Annotated in this window: 11 protein-coding genes; 7 read left to right on the forward strand and 4 right to left on the reverse strand. The window is 46.9% G+C overall.

The window, feature by feature from the left end; genetic code table 11:
- Positions 1-613: 613 nt before the first annotated feature.
- Positions 614-2011, reverse strand: a complete 1398-nt coding sequence (locus tag JOE21_RS00250) for a NucA/NucB deoxyribonuclease domain-containing protein (protein WP_309860818.1) — start codon at positions 2009-2011, stop codon at positions 614-616.
- Between the two features lie 311 nt (positions 2012-2322).
- On the opposite strand from JOE21_RS00250, the gene JOE21_RS00255 reads away from it, so the two are divergent.
- The 3 genes from JOE21_RS00255 to JOE21_RS00265 all read left to right on the forward strand — a co-directional run bounded on the left by JOE21_RS00255 (position 2323) and on the right by JOE21_RS00265 (position 4199).
- The gene (locus tag JOE21_RS00255; protein ID WP_309860820.1) at positions 2323-3396 is read left to right on the forward strand and encodes a S8 family peptidase; all 1074 of its coding nucleotides are present in this window, start codon (positions 2323-2325) and stop codon (positions 3394-3396) included.
- A 403-nt stretch (positions 3397-3799) separates the two neighbouring features.
- The gene (locus tag JOE21_RS00260) at positions 3800-3985 is read left to right on the forward strand and encodes a ferritin family protein (RefSeq protein ID WP_309860824.1); all 186 of its coding nucleotides are present in this window, start codon (positions 3800-3802) and stop codon (positions 3983-3985) included.
- Positions 3986-4001: 16 nt separating this feature from the next.
- The gene (locus JOE21_RS00265) at positions 4002-4199 is read left to right on the forward strand and encodes a spore coat protein (RefSeq protein ID WP_309860827.1); all 198 of its coding nucleotides are present in this window, start codon (positions 4002-4004) and stop codon (positions 4197-4199) included.
- A gap of 450 nt (positions 4200-4649) precedes the next feature.
- On the opposite strand, the gene JOE21_RS00270 is transcribed toward JOE21_RS00265, so the two are convergent.
- Positions 4650-5048, reverse strand: a complete 399-nt coding sequence (locus JOE21_RS00270; RefSeq protein ID WP_309860830.1) for a DUF1259 domain-containing protein — start codon at positions 5046-5048, stop codon at positions 4650-4652.
- Positions 5049-5462: 414 nt separating this feature from the next.
- Positions 5463-5606 carry a sporulation protein YjcZ gene (locus tag JOE21_RS00275; RefSeq protein ID WP_309860833.1) on the reverse strand — a complete coding sequence of 48 codons (144 nt, stop codon included), beginning with the start codon at positions 5604-5606 and terminating at the stop codon, positions 5463-5465.
- A gap of 347 nt (positions 5607-5953) precedes the next feature.
- Between JOE21_RS00275 and JOE21_RS00280 the strand changes: the two genes are divergently transcribed.
- The 3 genes from JOE21_RS00280 to JOE21_RS00290 all read left to right on the forward strand — a co-directional run bounded on the left by JOE21_RS00280 (position 5954) and on the right by JOE21_RS00290 (position 9463).
- Positions 5954-6247, forward strand: coding sequence for a hypothetical protein (locus JOE21_RS00280; protein WP_309860838.1), 294 nt, complete (start codon positions 5954-5956; stop codon positions 6245-6247).
- On the forward strand, positions 6231-7709 hold the full coding sequence (locus tag JOE21_RS00285) for an FMN-binding glutamate synthase family protein (protein ID WP_309860841.1): 1479 nt from the start codon (positions 6231-6233) through the stop codon (positions 7707-7709). The genes JOE21_RS00280 and JOE21_RS00285 overlap by 17 nt, the downstream gene beginning before the upstream one ends.
- 338 nt (positions 7710-8047) lie before the next feature.
- A complete protein-coding gene (locus tag JOE21_RS00290; RefSeq protein ID WP_309860845.1) occupies positions 8048-9463 on the forward strand; it encodes a NucA/NucB deoxyribonuclease domain-containing protein in 1416 nt (471 codons plus the stop codon).
- A 467-nt stretch (positions 9464-9930) separates the two neighbouring features.
- On the opposite strand, the gene JOE21_RS00295 is transcribed toward JOE21_RS00290, so the two are convergent.
- Positions 9931-10065 (reverse strand): hypothetical protein, encoded by a 135-nt coding sequence (locus JOE21_RS00295; RefSeq protein ID WP_309860847.1) that lies wholly within the window; start codon positions 10063-10065, stop codon positions 9931-9933.
- A 566-nt stretch (positions 10066-10631) separates the two neighbouring features.
- Between JOE21_RS00295 and JOE21_RS00300 the strand changes: the two genes are divergently transcribed.
- Positions 10632-16883, forward strand: a complete 6252-nt coding sequence (locus JOE21_RS00300) for a non-ribosomal peptide synthetase (protein WP_309860849.1) — start codon at positions 10632-10634, stop codon at positions 16881-16883.
- Positions 16884-16896 lie beyond the last annotated feature (13 nt).

Here is a 16896-nt window from a genome sequence, read left to right on the forward strand (position 1 = left end):
TTACCGGATCATTATCATAGAGATTTCCGTTAGCGACCATCCCGACCAGCGGGATCAATCATTTCAAGACATTGTAAAGTTAAGAGAGGAAGAGAAGGAGTGAAGAGAAAGCGGCCGATGAGCTGCTGGAACTGTGCAACAGCACATGGAATGAAGGCGTTCCCTACAGATATAGCTGGTTAATAACAGTCTGCGACTTCGGTTGAAGGAGGATTATTTCGGTATTAAAAATATATTTCAAGCCCCTAGAGTAAACTAAGATAAACAACATCTCCATGGTGTTAATGGGATAGGGGAAGGATACACTAATCTCCTCATCCATTGTTTCTATATCAAAGCGTGGGTATAAAGTATTTCAAGTCGGGTGTTATTCGTGTAAGTGACCTTTGGAGTTCGGATTTGATTTACGTTAATCGAAGAACGAATCAGCCCCCCTTTTAACCTGGTCGGGGGAAAGGAACGATGCCGGGGAGGGAGGAGGTGTTGTGAAAAAAAATAAAATGTTTAAATCAAGGCACCTGCCCGCTGTAGATTCGAAGCGATCCAGTATCGGTCGTAAAAAGAAAATAAAAAATCCCCCTTCTGCATCGGCAGAAGGGGGATTTCAAGATCTCTATTGGTTCACTCTCACATGGAAAAACTCTCCCGGATACGTTTTTCCATCGATAATTCGGTCATAAGCATACCAAGCTGCTAACCATCTTCCTGCTGCATTATTATCCTCAGCTGAAATTCTTCGGATGGAGAAGTTACCATCTGCAAAAGCCGCGCCTTCCCACGTAGAGGCAAAGGGAAATTCATCGCATTCGGTATTTTCCGGTTTATCAGGGAGCCACTTTTCACACGCTGATCTCGTCTTTGTTCGGTTTTGTCTGTATTCCGTCGGATGGTACCTTGGGGTCAGGCGATGGAGAGCCTGGTCTCCCTCGGCTCCCGGAATCTGTTTGTTTGCCTTTGGCGGGACGGTGGAACCGGGGCGTTCCATCGCATCCTTGTAATGTTGAGCTGCTTCGTTCATCGCAGGTTCACTAAGCGAGTATTGCAGCACAGGCTTGGCTTTGGAGAAGATCGCGCCGTGTGGAAATCGTTGATCGGGAAACACAAACATATAGGGTGCTGAATCAAACCGAACAGATTCTTTTGGACTGTCTTCTGTTCGCGTTGGGAGACCGGAAGGAGAGACGACTGACCTTACCCAGAACTCCAAATATCCCAACCGGTCAGGGTTATAATCTGTTCTGTCAGGTGGAATGGAGTAAAGTTTCTTGGTTCCAAAGCCGTGATTTTTCCATTGTGCAACTGTTTTTTCTACGGCTGGTGTGCTCGGATCTTCTCTACAATCACCCGGATTAACCAACGATGCACAGTTTACATCGATCTTGAGTTTTGCTCCGTTCATCCTGGGGTGGGTCACTTGGATGTTATCAACGTAATAATCAAATTCTACTTCCCGTTGTCCGTTTTTGCCAAAGCCAATCAGTGTCAATCTATATTGAACATTGTAGTTAGTACATCTTGGGAACGGCAACCATCGGCATTCCCTATGAACATAAGTAAAGTTACCGGCTCGGCAAAATGCGTAACGGTTTTTAATCCAGCCTTCTAAAGTTCCACCGGCTGGATTGTCTAGGCACTCCTGCTTGGCGATATAGTCGTATCGGAATCGAGGAGGTGTCCAAGTGTCTGCCGTTTTTACAGGAGGGTCCATTTTTACGTTGTATGTTGTTTTCTTTTTGGCTTCTCCCGCTTGTATCTCTTCCAAAGTCCTTAATGATTTTGATTTCGCCTTTCCATTCAGAAGTCCCAACTCTTCCGGTGATTTTCCCCTCTCAAGATCTTGTTTGATTTTTTCTTCATCTGAATCCAAGGGATGATAAACAAACCAAGTGTGAGTTTCTTTATCATCCGCACCCACCGGCTTCTTGGCTTCCACTTCCGCACTTGGTGTAACGAGAAAAGCAATCAAAAGCGCGATGACTAACATTCTTTCCCAAATCCTCTTCCGGTACATCAGATCCCTCCTTTGGCGTTTGGGTATATCTTCTCGGTATAATTAAAAAAACCTTCTAAATTAATGAAAAATTAACAACTGAGCACCCCGAATGGAGTGCCGATTGTAGTTATCGATTCAATCCTTTCAGGGCATTTTTACTTTCTTTCCCTTTGAGAAAACGGCAAACACGGATATCACAAAATCCGATCTATATACCATTGATCCCGGAAATATGCCTTTCCCTTCATTCCCGATGGTTCATACTTTGGTAAAAACGGAGGAGGGCCAAACATGAACCTTAGAAAACAGAGGAGTTGTCATTTTTTTTAATGAATGTCCCCAATGAACTATTGGTCAAATTTAAGCCGCGAGCTTCTTATAGGGAAATGGAAGCGACTCTACGGAAAGTGAGAGGGCGAAGAATTCAGCGGAGCCGAAATCTGGGTATCGACCGGATTCATGTCCGATGTAATATCGTTTCCGCTTGGAAGATTCTTTTCAGCCACAAAGCGGTCGCTTTTGTCGAGCCGAACTGGATTCTCCGGACTGGGTTTGTTCCCAATGATCCTTTATTTCCTACTCAATACGGAATGAGACAGATCCGGGCTCCCCGAGCATGGAACGTGACCCAGGGAAGAATGGCGGTAGCGGTGGCGATTGTAGACACCGGTGTGCAATGGGACCACCCGGATCTTGCGGCCAAAATTCTCCCTGGTTTCAATTTCGTTGCCAACGATATCAATACGAATGATGACAATGGTCACGGCACCCATGTAGCAGGGATCGCCGCTGCGATCACCAACAACCGACAGGGTGTCGCCGGCACGGCTCCCAAAGTAGGTATTCTTCCAGTCAAAGTGTTAAACCAAAACGGGGTTGGAACACTTTTCGACGTTGCTCGTGGCATCGTCTTTGCTGCCAACATGGGGGCGAGAGTGATTAACCTCAGTCTCGGTGGCCCTGTCAGGACCAATACCCTTCGAGATGCGGTTAATCATGCTTGGCAAGAGGGGGCGGTGGTGGTTGCCGCCGCTGGAAACAACGGCACCAACCTGAGGCAATACCCGGCTGCTTTCCGCAGAGCGATCACAGTCGCCGCCACCAACGCATCCGATCGGAGGGCTTCCTTTTCCAATTTCGGCAAATGGGTAGACGTAGCCGCCCCTGGAGTCAGGATTATGTCCACCTATATCGGAAGTCGGTATGTTCGACTTAGCGGCACGTCCATGGCGGCTCCTCATGTCTCGGGGTTGGCGGCGCTGCTGGCTGGTCAGAGGAGAAACAATGTCCGGATCCGGCGTGTAATCCAGCGCTTCGCCAACCGGATTCCGGGAACAGGTACCTTTTGGACTTTTGGTCGTATCAACGCCAACCGTTCCGTTCGCAGTCGCCGTTCCAAATAAATAGTGGAGCAGAGGTGGCATATGAAATGATACCGATGAAAGATCCCGAACGACAGCAGACGAGGGTACCTTTGGCATGGCGGACATATCCATGGAAAGAGCGAATGGCAAATGACACATGTATAAAATACGAGTTTAAGAGTTTGCAAAAGATGGACTTTAAACATAAATTGAAATATCTGTGTTCACAGTCGGGGAATTTATGCAATCCGGAACCCTTAGGGGTGTTTTTCGTATAAGGAACAGATTTTTGTATATTTCAGCAAAACAGAAGGGGATCGTAAAATACAGTTGACTAAACCAGGCACTGCCTTCGAAATGGTTCCTCAAGTGATTCATTCTTTTCACGTATATCCTTCATTTGCCTGTCAAACACTTTGAATGCGGAAAGGAGGCAAACACGTTGTCTAAGGATTACTATCTCGCACAAGATGCTTATAAGTTGGAAGATTTGGCTGCCAAAAAATATGCGTTCTACGCCCAGAACGCTAAAAACGCACAGGTTCAGCAACTGTTCAACCAAATTGCTCAGGATCAGCAACAAGGGGCCCAGACCTTCCGACAGATGATGAACCAATTCCCACAATAAGAAAGGAGCTTCGGGAATGAACGACACGGATATGCTGTTGGATGCAGCCGAATTTGAAAAAACGACTGCGGCTACTTTTGAGCGGCTGGCAGCCGATTGCGGGAGTGAACAGTTAAGGCAGCAGCTCCTCGAACACGTGCAAACCATACAAAACCATCAGAAACAGTTTGCTCAATTAATGGATCAACTACAGGGACAACGAAACCCTGTCTGATATTTCCCTTCAAAGTTTCTTTGAGCAGTGGTTTACCTCATAGGCAACATAACCTTCAATAAAAAACCAGCCTGATCAACGGGCTGGTTTTAGTAATGAACAAATACATTAAGTACAACTGACGATTGGTTTCATAGGGCGATTCATCCGGTTCATGCATGTCCTATTTTAAGAAAGATAACGTTCCTAAAGGAGGTTATCACATGCGGAAAATAGAAGTTTACTGTGATTTTTACTACAAAAAATCCACCAACAAAAAGGAGTAGCCGTTATGAAACGAAAGAACCAAAAGGCCATCCAAAAAAGGATGGCCTTTTTACTGGTATTCTGAAACCATTGCATCAGTCCAAAGCCATAAACACAGCCACTACTCATTCCATTCGCCTTTTTGGGTCGCATACAGTGTGGTTGACTATTTGAAAAGGGATTGGTGATCGGTCGATTAAGGTTTTATCTGCCTAGTACCCTTAAAGCACGAGCAACTTTTCTTGCAAAAATAATGGGGTTTTCGACTGACTCAAAGTGAATATAGAAAAGACGGGGGTTCTCAAATAACCAGTGGTTGTGTAGGGCAGTGACTAAAATCCCCTGTTTGCGAAGCTCTGAGATAAAGGGATTGATTTCCCGCTGCAAAATAACCGTTTCACCCAGATTTAGGGCCCTGCCTTGGCGGTCGATACTCTCAAAGCTAAAAAAGGTTGGTAAAACGAGCGGGGAACGACTTCGGCGTCCCAAAATGGTTACGGGAATGTCTCGTAATTTCTGAACCAAACAGACACCATTGACAACACTGGGAGATCCTCCAACAATATTAGCAAATTGCTGACATAGTCTTTCTAGTGCACTCATAAAAAGTGCCCCCTTTTTCTTATGATGATCATTACAGAATATGGTCGATATAAAAATGAGTTTGGAGATATACCTAAATCCTTCGAAATGTGTTTTTACATAAGTGAATGAATTGAAGGGGATAAGCAAGAATATTAGAATCGACACGGTAGAAAAGGTGCTTTTTATTCGATCAAGGGGATGTTCCCTAATCAAGCCGAGGCTTGCGTATTCAGTCATCCGTCCTGAGTATCCCGATAATAATCGTCGGCTCGAATACGGTTTTGGATGAGTAAAACGAGACTTGGTCCCCCGAATAACCGATTGAGGAGGTAATCATCTCGTTCCATTTACAGGAGCCCGGATGGAGATTATCCGAAAAGATGAACGAAACAAACAAAGCCCCCTTAAGGAGGCTTTATTTATCATTTGGGATTAGCAGTAGCCACCGCCGTAACCACCGTAGCCACCCCATACACCTGCTACCAACGCAAAGATGGTTGCAATGACCAGCAGGAAAATCAGCAGTCTACGTAAACCGAAACCATATCCATAGCCTCCGAAACCACCAATACCCATAGTGGATTCCTCCCTTCAAATTCCATTCATTTGTATGATTGATGGAGAACTTTTGAATGGACGAAAAACCTGCATGTGGTGTATATAAAAAAATTCAGCACGTGTTTAGCAAGCGATTTATTTTTGGAGGAGAGGGGTTTGTACCGACTTGGTTTTTAACACTATGACGCCGGTGATCTTGTTTTTGCCGAAGGAAAGTTGCTCGCTGCAGACATTTCGCATAATCGAATGTGGTGAGGGTATGGTTGTGGCGGATGGATTCACTAATTTTAGTGGGGCTGTGAGTGAATATGAATCCATATGGAGGGCACTTTAAACCTGAAAAAATGAAGGTAGGTGAATCGAGTATGGATCATTTCAAAGATCTTAAAAACACACTCTCTTACATTCACTCGGAACTGAACCGCATGGAAACCATGGCAGGGACGCTTTCGACTGTTGAGCGAGAACATTTCAAAAGACTGACGAACTTTGATCATCGCGAGTTGATGGATATCGCTGTGGAAGAACAAAATGCCGCCCGCCAACTGGGAACGATGAAGCAGATGTGTTTGGCAATGGCACAAAAGATCGAAGGGATGAAGAAAGCAATCGATCGCGGCGAGCTCGGGGAGAGTGCCCAACATGATACGGTTCATTGAAAATATTATCCGCTCTGCGGTAAATGAAACGATTGACAAAGCGGTTACACGGATGATCCGGGATCAATATATCGAAAATCTGTTTGAAATGGTTCCGGCCACAACGAAAGTGGGTCCGACCAATCTGATGGAAATCGCCATGCGGGCAAATCAAGGGACTCCCGTCTCCCGTCCGTTGGGCAGTCCGATCCATTTATCTCCGTGGGAGAAGATTCTTTTTAATCCTTGTCACCTTTTTCGTTTTCCGACCCCTGAAAATGTGGGGATCCGCACCTCTATCACCATTGGGCATCGGGCAAAAAAACCCCTCACCATCTCCATTCCGATCATGATTGCGGCGATGTCTTTCGGCGGTGCACTGAGTAAAAACACCAAAATCGCTTTGGCCAAAGCGTCAACCGCTGTGGGAACTGCAACCAATTCCGGTGAGGCAGGTCTGCTGAGAGAAGAAAGGGATTCGGCCCAACTATTCATCGGTCAGTACAATCGGGGCGGCTGGATGAACACACCGGATAAATACAAGCAATTGGACGCGATAGAAATCCAATTGGGCCAAGGTGCTCAAGGATCCACTTTCCAACGGACGGCGGCTAAAAATATCGGTGAGGAATTTCGGGAAGTGTTTTGTTTAGATAAAGGAGAAGACGCCGTGATTCACTCCCGTCTTCCCGGAGTCAATACCAAAGACGATTTCATTCAGCTGGTGCGACGACTCCGGGATGAAACAGGCGTTCCCGTTGGATTGAAAATAGCCGCTACGCACCATCTTGAAAAGGAATTGGATATTGCGGTTGAAGCGGAAGTGGACTTTGTGACTGTGGATGGAGCCGAAGGCGGGACACATGGAGGATCCCCCACTCTGCAAGATGACGTCGGCTTGCCCACGCTTTTTGCCGTCTCCAGAGCATCTGAGTTTTTTGCCCGTAAAGGGGTCATCCGTGATATTAATCTGATTGCAACCGGGGGGCTTGTTACACCTGGTCAAATGTTAAAAGCCATTGCCCTGGGTGCGGATGGTGTGTACATCGGTACGGCCGCCGTCATGGCTTTGGTAAGCGAGCAAATGGTAAAAGCCGTACCCTTTGAACCACCTACCAGTCTGGTTGTTTATACTGGAAAAATGACAGACCAATTGGATGTGGAACAAGCTGCATTAAATTTGACCCGGTATTTGAATGCTTGTGTTCAGGAAATGGAGCATGTAGCGGTTACTCTAGGAAAAACGGCCATCACGGATATCACAAAATCCGATCTGTGTACCATTGATCCCTTCATCGCAAAAGCGACCGGAATTCAATTGGGGTACATTTCTTCCGAAAATCAAGATCGTTTTTTCACGGAAACAGAACCCATGTTTGATGATTACCATTCACCATACAACCAAAACTTGAATGTGTTACCGGTATATACAGAAAGCCAGGACCGAGAAACAAATCCCGATAAAATTTCCGATCAAGTGTAGTTCTGGAACTGTCGGTTCAGCTTTTTGACAGTAAGACCGTTAAGGTGTGAGAGTCAAACTGGATTTCAAGAACCATTGAGATGCGATCCTGTCTGTTCATTTGATATCCAGCCTGTTGTCAGATTACAAAACCCCCCTCTGCGTTTGCGGAAGGGGGTTCTGTTCAACAGGATGGCCCCACACATAGTCGGTCATATCTATTACGGATCCTCTTGAAAAGGCCTTTACAGAGGATTAATATAAAATATTTTTTTAAATGACAAAATAATCACACTACAATCCTCTATTTTCTGGTATAGTTGGTTATGTAGTAAATTCCAAAAAAGGGGAGAGGCAAATTGCAGACGAAACGTCCATTTTGGAAGAGAAGTCTGTTCAGCAGCCTGTTTGTATTGATTCTCCTTTGGACGACGACGGTGGAAATCGCCGATGCCACGCCAACTGCTGGAGGCGGACAAGCCCAAACAGAAAAAGGAGGATTCTACTGGCTCCCGAACGATCCAGAGAAAGTAGACGAGATCACCCAGATATTCAAGGAAGGCCAATCAATAGAAGAGCTGGGTCTTAAACCGGGCAAGATCCAGAAACGGAAAGGTTTCAAGAGCCTGGAAGAGATGAGAGCTGCAGACGAAAAGAGTACTGCGACCTATGATGCGAATCCAGGTGCCCCTGAAATGACGACACAGGGATGGCAACCGCCGAGGTTTGAGTACGATTATATCCGATCGGTCGATGAGTGCATAAATAACCCGGCCAGTAATACCGAAGAGGGCTGGATCAAGAACCATTATGCATACTGCTGGACTGACATCGCGACTTATCAGATTCCTCGAAGGTGCTTTTTAGGGATCTGCTTTTACGATGGAGTACAGATACGCTTTACAGTACTCGGTTACGGATCGAACCATGACCGAAAGGCGCGTTTTACCTACTTTATCGATGACATTCTGGTTACCAACCCCAGATTGAACGGAGCGAAGTTGAAGGTTGACCTGCTTTGTGAACCAAAGGTGAATCCGGGTGACTGCAAGCCTAATCCTATCACACCGGCAGAAGAACGAACCATCGCCGAGTGGAGGAATCAGCACGTTGGCTATAAGGATTTCTTGTCCGACGCGCCCGATGCCACCGATTTTAATCCCGACCGGATCGGCTACATGGAGTTTTGGCCGCAGTTAACCATAAAAGACCCTCCAAGAAAATTTACAAGGACGATCGATGGGCCCAAACAAACGGTACGCTTTGACTCGGCTACCTATATGTTTGCCTTTCCAGATCAATATTTCCGACATGGAGCCATTTTCAGCAAAACGAATGCTGTATTAAATGTCCCAATCAATGATCCCCAATTTTCCGTTTTACGCGAAGCAGGTGAACACTGGAAACATGCAATGGAAAATCCTGAAGAAACCAAGCCTACTGTGCTTGGAAAGAAGATTCCCGGGGCTCTTGGGGATCGACCCTTAACACGGATGTATACGAGACGCCATCCTGACGAGTATGCGGCAAACAGGAACAAGACGAGAGCAACCTGCGATAGAGAATTTAGAGATGAAGACAGAACAGGAAAACAATGCGATGAGTTTCCCTTTGCTTCAACTTGGGAAGGATCATCGACCAATGGGATGGATTGGTTCTCCGTAAAGTTGATTTCAAAAGAAGCAAACGAAGCGGCAGGTAGTTGGCTAGGATCGTGGTATGCCTATGACAGGATTTTGGATGGGGATTATTTCTACGTCCGTGTCAGAGAGTAGTGACTAACACATCGGCCAAGTGATTTTGAATGCCCCTATTCTTTTGGATAGGGGTTTTCTTCTCCTTGCGGAGATAAACTTAAAAGGAAAGGCTACCGCATTATTGGTGGCTTCGGCCGATCTAGGAATACTAATATCCATTCCATTATAAAGGAAAGGAATATTGGATGATTCCAAATCCTAGCGGCGGATGGCTGTTTTATGAATCCGGACCCATCGATGAACAACACTATCATACTTGGAAAGAAATGATGGAAAAAATTCGTCTCGATGGAAAGACCATTAAGGAGATTTGGCCGGAAACATGTTAATTAGGATAATAAGCGTTCTACTATAAGATTATGAAGCAAAACCAGGTGTAAACGTTCACCTGGTTTTGCTATTTTTGATTTACTTTAGCAGTGTGTTTCCTCCGCTTCTTTTACGGTTGTTCGTTGTGTTACACGCTTTCCGATCTTCTAAATCTCTCACGTTTTCTGACGCTGCCTCACACGTGTCACCTGATGACCATAGATGTATTTCCCGGGTGAAGTTTTGTTCTCGGTGTACGCATGAAAGTTCGTTCCCCATCGATACGGATAGTAGAATGCTTCTCGATTCAATGGATGTTCCTCCTTCTGTTATTTGCCGATATCATATTTGGCTGTATCGGTTCTAGATGATTGTCCATGCAACATTGGGTGATCGGCTATTCGATACAGCAGTGGGTTTCTTAGCTAAGTAACCTGTAGAAGATCCATTTTCGTGTCAATTCTTGTCGAAGAATCAATTATTTTGTTATATATGAGATTTTCTCTTGACGAAGTACTCTATGGTTTATATTCTGTTTTTATAGATAGTAATTTTTTATTAGGAGGAAACCTTTAAGAAAGTGATACAAATGTTAAGCCTGTGTTATCCATATTAATAAAGCATTGAACATGTCGGCGTCATGTTTAGATGGAGTGATCCAGTATCCGATCGCTGCTCTTTTCCGCGATCACCTGTAGTCTGGATCCGTACCGGGTCCATAAGGGTTGTTCATTCTCTTCTTCAGCGAGACAAGTTTGTGAAAAAATAATCATTCTGCTGACACTTTCATGATAGCATGATTTTTGAATTATCAAAAAAATTTTGATTGATTTATTTAGATTTCAACGATAGATGTGTGAAAAGGAGGCAGGTTGGAATGGTTCACCCCTATCCTTTAACCGCAGCTCAAAAGAGAATGTGGTATACAGAATCGATCTTTCCTCATACGAGTGTCTCCAATATCGTTGTACGAACGAAAGTAGCGAATGTCGATCTTGAGCTGATGGAGAAGGCGATTCAGATCTTGGTTTCCCAGCATGAGATGTTGCGTGTTCGATTGGTTGCCCAAGACGGGAGGGAACCTGCCCAATACATATCGGATGAATCATCGGTAGAGTTGAAAGTCGTCGATCTCAGTGATCGGGATCAAGAACAATTGGAAGGCTGGTTTCAGGAGGAGGCCAAAGTTCCATTGGGCTTCTACGAATCCAGCCTCTATGATTTTGTGGCGGTGAAGTGGAAAGAAGAAACGTTTTTACTGATCAAGTGCCATCACATGATCATGGATGGAATCTCCGTCAATCTATTGGGGCAGAAGATGAAAGCGATCTATGAACGATTAAAGCGGGGTTTGCCTATTGATCCACCGGCTCCATATGGATTGGCTCATTATATCGAGTCGGAAGCCGCCTATCGGAAGTCCAAACGGTTTCTGAAAGATCAACAGTTTTGGCATGAGGAGTTTGAGCGGATTCCTTCCTATTTGGCCATGCGTGTGAATCCATTATATACAACCAGCATCGCAGCCAATCGGAGGACATTTGTCATTCCGTCCGATTTAAAACAGCGGATGGAAAGGTTTTGCCAGAAGCACCAAACCAGCATGTATACCTTGTTTATGTCTGCGATGTTTATTTATTTTTCCCGTATTTACAACGAGAAAGAGATGGTATTGGGAACGTATGTGGGCAATCGGAAGCGTGAGGAACGCGATGCACTTGGCATGTTTGTCAGTACGGTCCCTTTTCGTATGGAGATCAGCGATGATCTTCCGGTTTTGGAATGGCTGCGAATGGTGAATCGGAAACAGATGAGGATTTTCCGTCATCAAAAATATCCATATAATCAATTGGTTCAGGAGTTGCAGCATCAGGGGCGCGATGTGAAGCAGCTGTTTACGGTCGGCGCTGAATACCAGGAGATCACGGAAGATGGCGATGTTCTGTTCAATGGATACGATTTCTATGAGATCAATGTTCACATCAAAAACTGGATGAAGATGGATCAACTGGAGTTGCATGTGGATTTTCGCAAGGAGCTGTTTCAAGAGGATGAGATCGAACAGCTGGTTCAACGGCTGGTTACCCTGATCCAGGATATGGTTCAGTCGCCGGACAAGCCGATCGCCCATCTGGAAATCTGCACAGAATCAGAGAGACAAAAACAGTTGGTGGAGTGGATTGATACGGAAGCGGATTTCCCAAAAGATCAAACCATTCATGGGCGGTTTGCGGATCAAGCAGTCCAAACCCCCCATCATACAGCGGTGGTATACAAGGAAGAGAAGCTGACATATCAAGAGTTGCATGAACGGTCTAACAGCGTTGCACGCGTGCTCTTGCAGCAGGGGGTCAAACCGGGTGACCGGGTCGGATTAGTGATGGAGAAGTCACACGATTTCATCGTGGGTATGTTGGCGATTCTAAAATCGGGTGGGGCGTATGTCCCCATCGATCCGGAGTATCCAGTTGCCCGTATTCGATATCTATTAGAAGACAGCCGGGCAGAAATCATTGTCAGTCAAACTTCTGTCATCGCAAGGTTGAATCAATCGGGAGAAGGGTCTCGTAAATGGCTGAATATCCAAAGGATGGACCAAACCGAATTCGATGGGTCTCATCTGACCTCCGAACATCAACCGACCGATTTAGCCTATGTGATTTATACCTCTGGGACGACGGGACAGCCAAAAGGAGTGATGGTGGAACATCGCAGTGTCATGAATCTGGTCACCGATAGTCGACAACGGTTGGGGATTCAACCAGGAGACCGCATCGGACAATTCGCCAGTATTTCTTTTGATGCATCGGTTTGGGAAGTATACGTGGGGCTGTTAACGGGAGCCAGCCTCTATCTGATTCCAAAGGAAACAATCGAGGAGCCTGCGAGATTTGAATCCTATGTAAAAGAGCATGAACTGACTGTACTCTCTCTGTCTGCCACCTATTTGAACCAGCTGGATCCGACAAACATGACGGCGCTTCCTCATTTGCGTCACGTTTTAGCCATTGGCTCCGCCAGTTCTCCGAACCTTGCTAAAAGATGGAAAGAAAAATATGTGAATGCGTACGGACCCGCTGAGGCGGCGGTTTATACGACGATGTGGCAGGGAGAGGGAGCGATCGATTCCTTGCCCTATGCCCCCATTGGGAAGCCGATTCGCAATGCAAATGTGTATATCGTCAATCCAAATCAAAAGCTGCAGCCGATTGGCATTCCGGGAGAGTTGTGCATTGGCGGCGTCGGATTGGCGCGTGGTTATCTGGGAAAACCTGCGCTCACAGCGGAAAAATTTGTTCCCAATCCCTTTGCGAAAGGACAACGGATGTATCGGACCGGTGATTTAGCCCGATACTTGCCCGATGGGAATATTGAATTTTTGGGACGGATGGATCATCAGGTAAAAGTGCGAGGCTATCGAATTGAGCCGGGAGAGATTGAATCGGCGCTCTTGGAGCATCCCAAGGTAAAAGAGGCGACGGTACGAGACTGGAAGGATGATCAGGGTGAAGCGGATCTATGTGGGTATGTGGTGTTGGAAGAGAGCGTCTCAAGCAGTCAGGTGAAAACATACCTCAGTCAAAAACTGCCTCCTTATATGATTCCGTCTTTTGTGTTGGAAATCGATCAGATTCCTCTTACCCCCAACGGGAAAGTGGATCGGGATGCCTTGCCGAAACCGGACGGCGCAAAGCTGGAGGCGGAATATATCCCGCCTGTGACGGAAATGGAAAAGACATTGGTCCGCTTGTGGGAGCAGGTGCTGGGAACAAAAAATGTCGGCGTCACCCATTCTTTTTTCGAACTAGGCGGGAATTCCATCAAGGCGATTCAATTGGTCAACCTTCTCCGTCAGGAACGAATCCATGTGGAGGTACGGGATCTTTTTCGTTATCCAACCATCTCCGAGCTGTGCCTGCATGGTAAAGAAAGAAAGTCCGACGCGCTGTTGCTCCCGGCTGTCGTAGAAGATAAAAAGAATCTCCATCAACCGTTTCCGTTGACGGAAATCCAGTTGGCTTATTTACTCGGACGCAATTCACATTTTGAGTTGGGCGGGGTGGCCACACACAGCTATCTGGAATGGGAAACGTCATTGGATATGGAACGCTTGAATCAAGGCTTGCAGCAAGTGATCAAGCGTCATCCCATGTTGCGAGCCGTCGTTTTGCCAAACGGAACACAACAGATCCTTTCTGAGGAGCTCACTTATACGATTGAAGTCGAGGATTTAACCGGGTTGAGCCTGGATGAACAAGAAGAGCGGCTGCAGATGGAGCGCGCCCGCATGTCCCATCAAGTCTTTCCACCCGACAAGTGGCCGTTGTTTGAATTGAAGGCGTTCCGTGTCGATGATGCGACGCATTGGCTCTGTTGCAGTTTTGATGTGCTGGTGATGGACGGAGCCAGTTTGCGCATCTTTTGGAAAGAATGGATGCATGTTTATCATCAGCCCGAGCGTTCGCTGCCGTCGCTGCAGTTAACCTTTCGCGACTATATGTCAGCTTATCAACAGATTCAACACAGTCCCATCTACGAGAAAGCGAAAGCGTATTGGCTGAGCAAGCGGGATCATTTCCCATCTGCACCGGCATTGCGCATCCAGACCCATACCGATGAAGTGGTTGAGCCTCGTTTCAAATGCTTGCACCAAACGATCAGCGGGGATAAATGGACAAAAATCAAGCAATGGGCACAAACCCATCGAGTGACTCCCTCCGCCCTGCTATGTACGGCATATGGGGAGATCTTGGCCCATTGGTCCAATCAAAGGCGGCTGGCCATTAATTCAACCGTGTTTAACCGGTATCCTGTTCACCCGGAAGTGGAACAGATTGTCGGCGATTTCACTTCCTTGATTTTACTGGATCTGGACTTGCCTTCGGATCAACCGTTTATCGACAAAGTCCGCCAAACACAAGGGACCATGATGGAGGGCTTGGAACATCGCTATTATGACGGGGTTCGTTTCCTGCGGGATCTCATACAGGTCGGACAGATGGAAACGAGGGCTTTGATGCCGATCATCTTTACATCCTTGCTGCTCGATGACGACGGATTCAACTGGACTGACATCGGTTCCCTGCGTTACATAACCGCCCAAACCCCGCAGGTGTACCTGGATGTTGTGGTCACCGAGCAAAACGGCGAATTGGTCATGATGTGGAATTATGTGGAGCAGTTGTTTGATGAAGACATGATCCGGACCATGTTGGATCAATATGCAGCGATGTTGGAACAGTTGGCAGAAAAGAAAGAACCGGCTCCCCTCCAGCTGACTTCGTCGGAACAAGCCTTGCTTACGCAATACAACCAAACAGAAGAGAAGCTTCCAATAACCACGCTGCATCAATTATTTGTGGAACAAGCCAAGCATACACCCGATCAAACAGCGGTGGTTTTGGGACAGCAGCGGATCACCTATCAGGAGCTGGATCGATGCTCCAATCAGGTGGCCCATCATCTGCGGGAACGAGGGTTTGGTGTCGGCGATCGCATCGGGGTGTTGGCAGACCGCAAGCTGGAAACGATCATCAATCTCCTGGGAGTCGTGAAAGCGGGTGCGGCTTATGTCCCGTTAGACCCGGACCATCCAAAGGAACGGCGGGATTATGTCCTGCATCATAGTCGATGCCAAACGGTTATCACCCCTGATTGGTATCAAGAACAAGCCCTGCATGATGCGCCCGCTGATGAGGGGATAAGCGGTGCAACCCCGGAGGATGTGGCCTATGTCATCTATACCTCAGGCAGCACAGGTAAACCGAAAGGGGTTGTCGTTTCGCACGGAGCGGCAGCCAATACCATTCAAGATATCAACCGGAAGTTCGGGGTGAATGCACAGGATCGGGTGATCGGCATTTCCTCCATCTGCTTTGATCTGTCGGTCTATGATATTTTCGGCACCTTAAGTGCTGGTGCGACACTGGTGATGGTGAAGGATCAACGGGACGTCCGCCGGTTGGTCGAGACAGTGGAGCAATATGAGATAACGATTTGGAACTCGGTTCCTGTGATCTTGGATCTCGCTTTGCAATCCGTCGATTCCCTCTTTGACAATCAGTCGTTGCGTTTAACCCTGCTAAGCGGTGACTGGATTCCGCTGGCTCTTCCGGAAAAGGTGAATCAACATTTTCCGCATGCCGACGTGATCTCCCTGGGGGGAGCGACGGAGGCCTCCATTTGGTCCATCTATTATCCGATTGAAGAGGTAAGTCCAAAGTGGAAGAGTATCCCCTATGGAAGGCCGTTGGCGAACCAGCAGTATTATGTGTTGAATGATCAGTTAAAGCCCTGTCCGATCGGTGTGGAAGGGGAGTTGTACATTGGGGGATGCGGCTTGGCGGCCGGATATTTATTTGATGAGGAGAAGACAAGACAAGCATTTATCCAGCATCCCACGCTGGGGCGGTTGTATCGTACGGGCGATTACGGTGTTCTGCATCGCAGCGGCTACATTGAATTTTTAGGACGGAAAGATCACCAAGTAAAGATTCAGGGGTATCGCGTGGAGCTGGAAGAGATCAGTAATACACTATTAACCCAAGAATCGATTACACAGGCCGTTGTCATCGATCGGACGGAAGAGGGCAGGAAAGTGCTCTGCGCTTATTTTGCCGCTGAAGAAAAGATCGATGGATCTAGAATGCGCGACTGGCTCGCCCGCTTATTACCGAGCTATATGGTTCCCGCCTACTTTGTGCAAGTAGAGCAGCTTCCCTTAAATCCCAATGGAAAGATCGATCGAAATGCGCTGCCTGAACCGGCCGGGTTTTCCCAGCCGCAAACCGATTACGTCGGCCCGAGAAGTGAAGCGGAAGCAACGCTTGTATCGGTGTGGGAGCGCGTATTAAAAGTGAATCCGATAGGGATTCAAGATGATTTTTTTGCACGGGGCGGGGATTCGATCAAAGCGATCCAGATCATTCAGCTGCTTGCAGAAGAAGAGCTCGCCCTCAGCTTAAATGACTTTTTCCAAGCCCTGACCATTCAGAAAATGGCCCCGTACCTGGAGGAGATCACGTCCGCCGCTCCAGTAAACCGCTTGGAGAAGAATGATTCGGTGCACCATCAACATCTTTCAGAGGAAGAGTTCGCCTATATTCAAGGGATGTTTGAGGATGAATAAGGAGTGATTGGTG

This window comes from Desmospora profundinema, from assembly GCF_031454155.1.
GTDB lineage: Bacteria > Bacillota > Bacilli > Thermoactinomycetales > DSM-45169 > Desmospora > Desmospora profundinema.

What these genes read in the sequence shown, in the direction of transcription:
- JOE21_RS00250 (WP_309860818.1), bottom strand. Translation starts at nt 2,011, where the DNA reads ATGTACCGGAAGAGGATTTGGGAAAGAATGTTAGTCATCGCGCTTTTG.
- JOE21_RS00255 (WP_309860820.1), top strand. Translation starts at nt 2,323, where the DNA reads ATGAATGTCCCCAATGAACTATTGGTCAAATTTAAGCCGCGAGCTTCT.
- JOE21_RS00265 (WP_309860827.1), top strand. Translation starts at nt 4,002, where the DNA reads ATGAACGACACGGATATGCTGTTGGATGCAGCCGAATTTGAAAAAACG.
- JOE21_RS00270 (WP_309860830.1), bottom strand. Translation starts at nt 5,048, where the DNA reads ATGAGTGCACTAGAAAGACTATGTCAGCAATTTGCTAATATTGTTGGA.
- JOE21_RS00275 (WP_309860833.1), bottom strand. Translation starts at nt 5,606, where the DNA reads ATGGGTATTGGTGGTTTCGGAGGCTATGGATATGGTTTCGGTTTACGT.
- JOE21_RS00280 (WP_309860838.1), top strand. Translation starts at nt 5,954, where the DNA reads ATGGATCATTTCAAAGATCTTAAAAACACACTCTCTTACATTCACTCG.
- JOE21_RS00285 (WP_309860841.1), top strand. Translation starts at nt 6,231, where the DNA reads ATGATACGGTTCATTGAAAATATTATCCGCTCTGCGGTAAATGAAACG.
- JOE21_RS00300 (WP_309860849.1), top strand. Translation starts at nt 10,632, where the DNA reads ATGGTTCACCCCTATCCTTTAACCGCAGCTCAAAAGAGAATGTGGTAT.